Genomic DNA, 9,296 nt, shown 5'->3' on the forward strand with positions numbered 1-9,296 from the left:
ATGCCCTTATAGAAACCTTTAATTCAGGCATGTTTGGTGGAAAAGTAGTAGGTGAAATCCTATTTGGTGAAACAAATCCAACGGGTAAATTATCCATTTCATTTGCATATCATTCAGGACAATTACCGGTCTACTATAATCAACTTCCAGGATGGCATGGCAGTAAATACATGGATTTGCCAATGGGACCCCTTTATCCTTTTGGTTATGGTTTATCTTACACAACATTTAAATATTGTAATATGAACCTGTCTAAAAGTATTTGCGATCCTGATGATGAAATCGTTGTCTCTGTTGATGTTACTAATACAGGGAAAATAGACTCTGAGGAAATTGTTCAGCTTTATGCGCATGATCTCATCAGTAGCCTAATGACACCCTTTAAACAACTGATTGGGTTTGAACGTATAGATCTTAAAGCAGGTGAGACCAAAACTGTTCATATCCGCTTTATGACGGATGCCCTTTCCATTGTCAATGAAGAAGAAGAGAAGGTATTAGAACCTGGTCTCTTTAATATAATGGTTGGTCCAGACTCAAGAGACGAATCCCTTTTGATAAAGTGTTTGGAAGTCAAGTGAAATTGATAAGCCCATTTTGGGGTGTTCAAAATAATAAATAAAAATTTCAAAACCCTCTAAGGTGAAAGCAAACTCCTAGAGGGTTTTCTGTTGTTTACAGCAAATATTGAATCAAAGGCTCTTGTGTTGAGGAAGGATAGGCCTCAAACAATATCAACGAAAAAGTTAACATTTAAGACGCTTTTGGCATCTTTACATACATTTAAAATTGAGTTAAACTGTTTATGCTTTTTCTATGTTAAAGTGAAACTGGAAATGACAAAAGTGATAAATTGGAGTAATCATGCGATATTTAATAGGCTACATTCCGTCGGAAGTAGATGACCAAAGAGCCATACTTTCATATGTTTTAAGTTCAGATGAAATTGATGGTGTAGAAGTCAATTTTAATAAAGAGGAAGCAAACCACTGGCTTGAATACAATATTGAACTTGCGAAGTGTTTAAAGGCAAAGGGAAAAATCTATCAGATACACTTGCCTGAAATGACAGAAGATGCACTATTCATTCTAGACAAAATTGGTAGAATCATTGATGAAGTAGGCGGGCCAATAAACGCTGTGGTCCACCATGCCATGGGCACTTCCATAGATGAGGATATTGCATTGACCTTTGAAATGCTGGATATGATTTATGACTACCTTTCGGAACACGATCTGGACATCATCATACATCTTGAAAACCTTAATATCATTCGGTCGCTGGATAATTTTCCAAAGTCGGCACATGATAAGTGGTTAAAAATTGTGGGCAGAGAGCGGATCAATGTCACGCGAATAGATGAAATTCTAATAGCATATCCAAAACTCAAATTTTGTTTGGATTTTGGACATATGATATCGGATAAACTCGACTTCAAACTGACACCTCTTCAGAAGGCAAGAGTCGGTAATATTCATATACACGATGCTGATGATCGAGCAGATCATAAACCAAGTGGAACTTGTACTGATATTAGGCAAATGGACGCATTTGTAAAGAGTGTTCTCAATCTAAAAAATTATGAGGGTCATGGTGTTATAGAGGTTGCAAAAGTTAACTTAGGTACAAATTTGGAGGATACTATAGGTATTCTAGAAAAGGAGATTAAACTCATGAAAGGCAAGCATTATTCTGAAATTGTTCTTACTAACGGAGAGGTAATGAAACGTGACAAAGCATTTGAGGATTGCTCAAAATGTGGCGCAAAAAAAGGAGAGTTCCACCAATCCTACTGTGAAAGGGAAATCTGCCCCTTGTGTGATAAATATATAAGTGAGTGCAATCATTTAGAAGGTTATCTTGTAGAAGATATCATGGTTGATGAGGCGTCTACAGAAGCACTTTCAGCATAAAATCGCCTAGAAAACTTAAGCCCTATTTTGCAGTTTGTTATGCCCTCCCTTGGGGAAACAGTTTATTATTTTAACTGTCTACCCAAAGGGAAGCATAAGAATTTATGCAAAATAGGGCTTTTTTAGCTTTGAAACATCGTTTATGACAAAATAAGTGATAAAAATAGGAGACTCAAAAAGCTTATAGGATTAAATAGTTTTTTTATTTCAAACAAATTTGCTCCTTAACCTTGAGCATATGATACATCAAATCATTATAGGGTGTTGGTACACCATGGGTCTTGCCGAGAGACCTTATAACTCCTGCAAACATGTCGACCTCTGTTAAGCGACCAGCATCAATATCTTGGAGCATGGAAGTCTTAGATTCAGGCACCATGGTTTCTAGAATATCAAGCCAAGCCTTAAAATCGCCATCTGTAATTTCAACGCCTTTTTTAGCAGCGACTTGTCTTACTTCTTCCATAATCATGTGCATGATTTTGTGACCATCAGACGAATTTAAGTAGTGATAGTTTGCACCGAGGATTGCAGTGGGTTGATTGCTACAAACGTTAATCATGAACTTCCACCAAAGCTTTTTATACATATCTTTTGGACATTCATAAGGTACTGAAGCTCTTTTAAAGACTTCAGAAACCATCTGAACTCGGTCCGTTTGTTCTCCCGACTTCTCACCAAACACAATCTTACCAACAGAACCATAATTCACATTTAGGCCTTGTCTTTGGGCGTCGATACCAAGGCACATACTATAAAGCATTTTTTCCATGCCAAAGGCTTCACCGATGATTTCTTCCGAATCTATGCCATTAAGCAAGGACATGATCACTGTTTTTTCACCCACATGATTTTTTACAGCAGCAATGGCATCTGGAAGATCATTATATTTAACGGCAATCATCATGATATCTGCAGGCTGACCAGGATCAGATTGCTTACAATAATTAAAATGTTGAACCCTGCCATTAATCTTAAATGCACTGGATTTATAGCGGTCAAAACGGCTATCGTCCAATATAATATTAAGGTCAATCTCTGGGCAATCATTTAAGAGTGCTGCATAAGATGCCCCTATAGCGCCTAATCCTATAAGTGTTATTTTCATATTGCCTCCTTTTCTGCTTTGCCTTACATCCATACACAAAGTTTATTTTTTCTATTTTAACATTTTATGCCTATTCAGACCAATAAATTTCAATGCATTCCAATATAATTATTTATTTAAAATAACTTTAACGTTTCATGGTACAGGAGATGTGTATCAGGGTAAATAAATTCTGAGATGATTTGATATGGGGTAAATGCTATTTTAAGGCTCTTTTTATAAAACAAATGAGGAGGATAAAATGATGGAAGCTGAAAGCTTATTGGATGATATTATCAAGCGACATGCCTCTAAAGAAGGCCCTTTGATGTTGATTTTAAATGATGTTCAAAATACCTTCGGTTGTATTTCATATGATTCACAAAGGACAATTTCAGAACGTACCAATATCAGTCTAGCAGAAATATTTGGTGTGGTCACATTTTATTCTCAGTTCCAAATAGAGCCAAACGGTAAGCATCGGATTGGCGTATGTATGGGAACTGCTTGTTATGTAAAGGGGGCTGCAAACATTCAAAATGAAGTCATGAAAATGCTGGGGATAAGACTTGGGGAAACCAGTGAGGATGGCTTGTTTACACTTGCACCAACAAGGTGTCTTGGCGATTGCTCTCAGTCACCAGCGATGATGATCGATGATAAGGTTTATGGTCATTTGACCGTCAAAAAGGCTAAAGAAATCATCAAGGCCATCCAAAAGGGGGAGAGACCATGAACTTTGAGGACTTGTTATTAATCAAAGAAAACGTTTTGAGTAAAAAGACCTTTATAGAGGTTAAAGCCCATCCATTGGAGGTTAGAAGGGTCTTAAGAAACTGTGATGTGATTGATCCACTTGACATAGAGGATTATATTGCAAGAGATGGTTATCAGGGGGCCTTTAAGGCCATCTATGATTGCTCACCCCAGGAGGTTATCGATATCACTAAGGCAAGCGGCCTTCGTGGTCGAGGGGGTGGTGGCTTTCCCACAGGCCTAAAGTGGCAGTTTGCACATGATGCTGTGGGAGAACGAAAGTTTATGATTTGCAATGCTGATGAAGGTGATCCAGGGGCATTTATGGATCGGTCAGTGCTAGAAAAGGATCCGCACGCAGTTATAGAGGGGATGATTATCGGCGGCTATGCCATTGGGGCAAAGCACGGCTTTATATATGTTAGAGCAGAGTATCCTATTGCGGCAAAGTACATGGAAATCGCCATTGAAAAAGCACGTGAAAAGGGCATTCTTGGCCAAAGTGTTTTAGGTTCAGACTATGCTTTTGACCTTGAAATTAGACTGGGTGCCGGTGCATTTGTTTGTGGTGAAGAAACGGCCCTAATTGCATCAATTGAAGGCAAAAGGGGCATGCCTAGACTTAAACCGCCTTTTCCTGCACACAAGGGTCTTTTTGATATGCCAACGGTCATTAATAACGTTGAAACCCTAGCCAATATCGGAAACATTTTAAGACTGGGTGCTGACTGGTTCAAAGCGTATGGCACAGACAAGTCACCAGGGACTAAGGTCTTTGCATTGGCCGGAAAAGTAAAACACGGTGGGCTCATTGAGGTGCCCATGGGGATTACCCTAGGAGAAGTAATTATGGAGATTGGTGGGGGTGTGGCTAAAAACAAGACCTTCAAAGCCGTCCTGACAGGTGGACCGAGTGGAGGCTGCCTTACCCAACAGCACTTAGAGGAAAAGATTGATTTTGACCAATTGGTTAAACTTGGGTCTATGATGGGTTCTGGTGGTATGATCGTGCTGGATAACGATGATTGTATGGTTGATATCGCTAAATTTTATATGGATTTTATGGTGGATGAATCTTGTGGAAAATGTACGCCATGTCGAAATGGCACCAAGCAGCTCCATGGTATTTTAGAAAAGATTAGCCAGGGGGAAGGAACACGAGAAGATTTGGTCCGTCTAAAGAATTTGGCTTTTACAGTGAAAAACACAGCGCTTTGCGGACTTGGTAAAACAGCGCCTAACCCTATACTTTCAACCTTAATGTATTTTGAAGATGAATACTTGGAACATGTAGATGACAAACATTGTAAAAGCGGGGCCTGTAAGGCCATAAGTCGATATTTTATTACAGACACCTGTATTGGTTGTTCGATATGCGCTAAAGTTTGTCCTGAAACTTGCATATCTAAAGACCAGAGTGGCCAATTTCACATCAATCAGGAGGACTGCATTATCTGCGGTGCCTGTATTAAAAGTTGTCCAGTAAACGCGATAGAGGTGAGATTATGAATGTTCTTAAGCCAATCAAAATAATCTTAAATGGGGAAGCGGTCATTGCCCAAGCCGGTGAAACCCTTTTAAAGGTATGTCAAGATCGCGGGATTGATATTCCAACCTTTTGCAACGATGAAAGATTGAATCCAAGTGGTTCATGTAGGATGTGTATCGTTGAAGTCAATGGGTCTGATACACTACTGCCTTCGTGTGCGACGCTTGTTACTGAAAATATGACCGTCAATACGGATAGTCCCAAGGTGCGCATGGCGCGAAAGGAAATTCTGGAACTGCTTTGGACTGACCATCCAAACGATTGTCTTATATGTGAAAAAGCAGGTGCATGCAAATTACAGGATTACAGTTATGAATATGATATTAAGGTGAACGCCTACTATCCTGCTTATACAAGGGAAACCCCAAATGAAGCATCCAATAAATTCTATACACTTGATAAGGATAAATGTATTAAATGTGGTCTTTGTGTGAGAGTGTGTGCAGAGCTTCAAAAAACACATGCCATAGATTTTATTGAAAGAGGTCATGAGGTTGAGATTGGCTATCCACTTGATGGTAAATATGAGTCAAGCAACTGTGTGTCCTGTGGCAATTGTGTCAGTGTTTGTCCTACAGGTGCGCTGATGCCTAAGACGAAGACAAAGGCACGCACTTGGGAGATGAGTCGTGTTAGAACCACATGTTCTTATTGCGGTGTTGGGTGTCAAATGGAACTCATGGTTAAAGACGACAAGGTACTTGGGGTAGAACCTGTAAGGGCTGCCATCAATGAGGGCCTTCTTTGTGTGAAGGGAAAGTTTGCCTATCAATTTATCAACCATCAAGATCGCTTAAAAACGCCTTTAATTAAGGAAGAGGGGCGTTTTAGAGAGGCGAGCTGGGAAGAGGCCCTTAACCTTATCGTCGATAAAGTAAATATGACAAAGAAGAACCATGGTAGCGGGGCGTTTGCAGGACTTTCAAGTGCCAAATGCACCAACGAAGAAAACTATATGATGCAGAAGTTCATGCGTGCAGTTATTGGAACGAACAACGTCGATCACTGTGCACGTTTGTGTCATGCGTCTACAGTAGCAGGTCTGGCAGCGGCTTTTGGCAGTGGCGCCATGACCAACAGCATTCCCGAAGTAATTGGAAACGACGTGGCCTTTGTCATTGGATCTAACACCACGGAAACGCATCCTGTGATAGGGTCTATGATTTTGCGTGCAAAGGAAAAAGGCGGTAAACTCATCGTTGCAGACCCACGACAAATAGACCTTTCAAAATATGCAGATGTCTATTTGCAGATAGAACCTGGTACAAATGTAGCGCTCATTAACGCCATGAGCAATGTTATCTATCATGAAGGCCTTTTTGATAAAGCCTATATTGACACTCGCACAGAAGCCTTTGAGGATTACGTTTCTTGTATAGAGGCTTATACGCCTGAAATTGCCGCCTTAGTTTGTGGTGTTGATGCTGAGCTCATTAAAAAAGCGGCAAGACTATATGCTAGAGGTGATAAAGCTGCTATTTATTATGCAATGGGTGTAACACAGCATTCTTGCGGTACAGACCATGTGATGTCACTTTCAAATCTCGCCATGATGTGCGGTAACTTAGGAAAGGAAAGTGCTGGGATTAACCCCTTACGGGGACAAAACAACGTACAGGGGGCTTGCGATCTGGGTGCTTTACCAGATGTTTATCCAGGTTATCAAAAGGTCTTTGATGAAGCGGCCAATCAAAAATTTGAAGCGGCATGGAAATGTAAATTGTCTAAAACGCCCGGTCTGACAGTGACCCAAATGTTTGATGGGGCGATAAGTAAAGAGATACGTTTTATGTATCTCATGGGTGAGAATCCTGTGGTATCAGACCCGGATACTGCACATGTAATCAAGGCTCTTGAAGCGATGGATTTTTTAGTTGTCCAGGATATATTTCTAACAGAAACGGCACAATATGCAGATGTTGTTTTACCTGCTGTGAGTTTTGCAGAGAAGGATGGCACTTTTACCAATACGGAGAGACGTGTGCAAAGAGTACGTAAAGCCATCCGCAATAGAGGCCATGCAAAAGCGGATTGGGAAATACTCATGCTGCTGATGCAAAAATTGGGATATGATCAAAAATATGAGTCTCCTGAAGACATCATGAAAGAGATTAATAACCTAACCCCAATTTATGGTGGCATTACCTACGATAAGATAGATGCCAAGGGTATTCAGTGGCCGTGTCCTACCCCTGAACATGAGGGAACCCTGTTTTTGCATAAGGATAAGTTCTCAAGAGGTAAGGGGAAGTTTTTTAAACTCAATCATGTTGGGGCTATGGAATCTCCAGATGAGGATTATCCACTCATTTTAACCACAGGTCGTTCACTTTATCATTTTCATACTTCTACCATGACAAAACGGACACAAGGGATCAACGAAATTGTCGGTGGCAATTATCTTGAAATGTCAGAGGCGATGGCTGATAAGTTAGGCCTTGAAAATGGTCAATCTGTAAAGGTTACGTCAAGAAGGGGTTCAAGTCAAGCAAAGCTCAAGGTCGTAAAAACAATTAAAGAAAATGTCGTCTTTATGCCCTTTCATTTTGAAAACAGTGCCAACAGGCTCACCAACAGCTTAGCCATTGATAAAATCAGCAAAATACCTGAGTTAAAAGTCAGTGCAGTAAGGGTGGAGGCATTATATGAAAAATAAAAGTGCAATAATACTTGCAGGCGGAAAGAGTAGAAGGTTTAAAGAAGATAAGCAACTGATGGTTCATGATGGCCTTCTTGTGATGGATTCCATCATCAAGGTATTAAAGGCATCCTTTACTGAATTGATCATAGTTACGGACAAGCCTGACTTATACGCAGACAAGGGCGTTAATGCTGTTCGGGATGATTATGAGGACAAGGGCCCCTTATCAGGGATTTATACAGGGTTAAGGCATGCAGCAAGTGACTACTGCTTTGTAACCGCATGTGACATGCCCTTTCCAAATCAGAATTATATAAACTATATGTCTGGCCAACTTTCGAACCAAGAGATATTGGTAACGCTGGTCAATGGCTTTATCGAACCCTTTCATGGCTATTATCACAGATGCTTGCTTTTAAAATTGGAGGAAAGTCTGATTAACAACCGACTTGGAATCCAGTCTTTTATCAGAAAGCAAAGATATGAAGCCATAGATGAAGGTATTGCAAGGTCATATTCTAAAAATTTGAAAATGTTTCTGAACATCAACACCCAGGAAGAACGTCGTTTTCTAAAAGGAGAGGTCTTATGACGGTTGAACAAATTGAAATCATTAGAGTGCATGGTCATGAATGGCTAGAAGTCAGTGATGAAGTCGTCGTTGAAAAAGTCATAGAGGTCAACATAAATGACCAGTTTTTTAGAAAGCTTGTGGTGACGCCTGAACTCGTGGAAGCCTTCGGGATGGGTCTTATGATAACCTCTGGTTTTGTTCAAGATGAAGGGCAAATTGCATCTGTTGAGTACTTAGAAGAAAAAGCCCAACTCAATATAGCGTTAAAGTGTGGCTTTTCAAAAGAAGAACTCATTCAGACCAGTGGGTGTGCTTTTGGCATGGTCTCAGCTTCATTGCTGTTAAATGCTAAGGTCTTGGATATGGAACCATCTGAGGCCATAAAACCCCTATCGATTTTCAATTGGATGCAGGTGTTTAATCATAAGAGCGATTTGTTCAGGGCAACCGGTGGTGTGCACAGCGTTATGCTAATTGAAGGCGAAAACGAGTACTTTGCTGAAGATATCGGCAGACACAATGCCATTGATAAGGTCGTAGGCTTATCGGTGCAAAAAAGAATGACACAGGCTAATGTGACCAATAGAAGTGGCTTAAGGATTATCTTTCTATCGGGTAGAATTTCAAGCGAAATGGTGGCAAAGGCCATCCAGGCGCAAATTCCCCTTATTGTTTCTAGAGCAGCACCAACGAGCCTTGGTATAGAGTTGGCCCAAAAGAACAATATTACCCTGGTTGGATTTGCTAGGGGGAAGAGGATGAACATCTATACACA

Annotated in this window: 8 protein-coding genes; 7 read left to right on the forward strand and 1 reads right to left on the reverse strand. The window is 40.3% G+C overall.

Going from position 1 to position 9,296, the window contains the following annotated elements; all coding sequences use genetic code 11:
* Both AC220I_RS13920 and AC220I_RS13925 read left to right on the forward strand, forming a co-directional pair.
* A partial coding sequence (locus AC220I_RS13920) for a fibronectin type III-like domain-contianing protein (RefSeq protein WP_486724455.1) occupies positions 1 to 581 on the forward strand: 581 nt, incomplete at its 5' end.
* A 283-nt stretch (positions 582 to 864) separates the two neighbouring features.
* Positions 865 to 1,914, forward strand: coding sequence for a hypothetical protein (locus AC220I_RS13925; protein ID WP_486724456.1), 1,050 nt, complete (start codon positions 865 to 867; stop codon positions 1,912 to 1,914).
* Between the two features lie 202 nt (positions 1,915 to 2,116).
* Here the strand turns inward: AC220I_RS13925 and AC220I_RS13930 are convergent, their stop codons facing one another.
* Positions 2,117 to 3,022, reverse strand: a complete 906-nt coding sequence (locus AC220I_RS13930) for a ketopantoate reductase family protein (protein WP_486724457.1) — start codon at positions 3,020 to 3,022, stop codon at positions 2,117 to 2,119.
* A 241-nt stretch (positions 3,023 to 3,263) separates the two neighbouring features.
* Between AC220I_RS13930 and AC220I_RS13935 the strand changes: the two genes are divergently transcribed.
* The 5 genes from AC220I_RS13935 to fdhD all read left to right on the forward strand — a co-directional run.
* Entirely contained in the window at positions 3,264 to 3,737 is a 474-nt protein-coding gene (locus AC220I_RS13935; RefSeq protein ID WP_486724458.1) for an NADH-quinone oxidoreductase subunit NuoE family protein, read from the forward strand.
* Positions 3,734 to 5,266 (forward strand): NADH-quinone oxidoreductase subunit NuoF, encoded by a 1,533-nt coding sequence (gene nuoF / locus AC220I_RS13940; protein ID WP_486724459.1) that lies wholly within the window; start codon positions 3,734 to 3,736, stop codon positions 5,264 to 5,266. The genes AC220I_RS13935 and nuoF overlap by 4 nt, the downstream gene beginning before the upstream one ends.
* Entirely contained in the window at positions 5,263 to 7,962 is a 2,700-nt protein-coding gene (gene fdhF / locus AC220I_RS13945) for a formate dehydrogenase subunit alpha (protein WP_486724460.1), read from the forward strand. The genes nuoF and fdhF overlap by 4 nt, the downstream gene beginning before the upstream one ends.
* A complete protein-coding gene (mobA, locus tag AC220I_RS13950) occupies positions 7,952 to 8,539 on the forward strand; it encodes a molybdenum cofactor guanylyltransferase (protein ID WP_486724461.1) in 588 nt (195 codons plus the stop codon). The genes fdhF and mobA overlap by 11 nt, the downstream gene beginning before the upstream one ends.
* Positions 8,536 to 9,296, forward strand: a 761-nt coding sequence (gene fdhD / locus AC220I_RS13955; RefSeq protein ID WP_486724462.1) for a formate dehydrogenase accessory sulfurtransferase FdhD, incomplete at its 3' end; no start/stop codon positions are given. The genes mobA and fdhD, both read left to right, overlap by 4 nt.

The organism is Fusibacter sp., from assembly GCF_057447755.1.

Bases quoted from the DNA above. Each gene is read 5' to 3' on its own strand.
- AC220I_RS13930 (WP_486724457.1), bottom strand. From the start codon at position 3,022: ATGAAAATAACACTTATAGGATTAGGCGCTATAGGGGCATCTTATGCA.
- mobA (WP_486724461.1), top strand. From the start codon at position 7,952: ATGAAAAATAAAAGTGCAATAATACTTGCAGGCGGAAAGAGTAGAAGG.
- AC220I_RS13935 (WP_486724458.1), top strand. From the start codon at position 3,264: ATGATGGAAGCTGAAAGCTTATTGGATGATATTATCAAGCGACATGCC.
- AC220I_RS13925 (WP_486724456.1), top strand. From the start codon at position 865: ATGCGATATTTAATAGGCTACATTCCGTCGGAAGTAGATGACCAAAGA.
- fdhF (WP_486724460.1), top strand. From the start codon at position 5,263: ATGAATGTTCTTAAGCCAATCAAAATAATCTTAAATGGGGAAGCGGTC.
- nuoF (WP_486724459.1), top strand. From the start codon at position 3,734: ATGAACTTTGAGGACTTGTTATTAATCAAAGAAAACGTTTTGAGTAAA.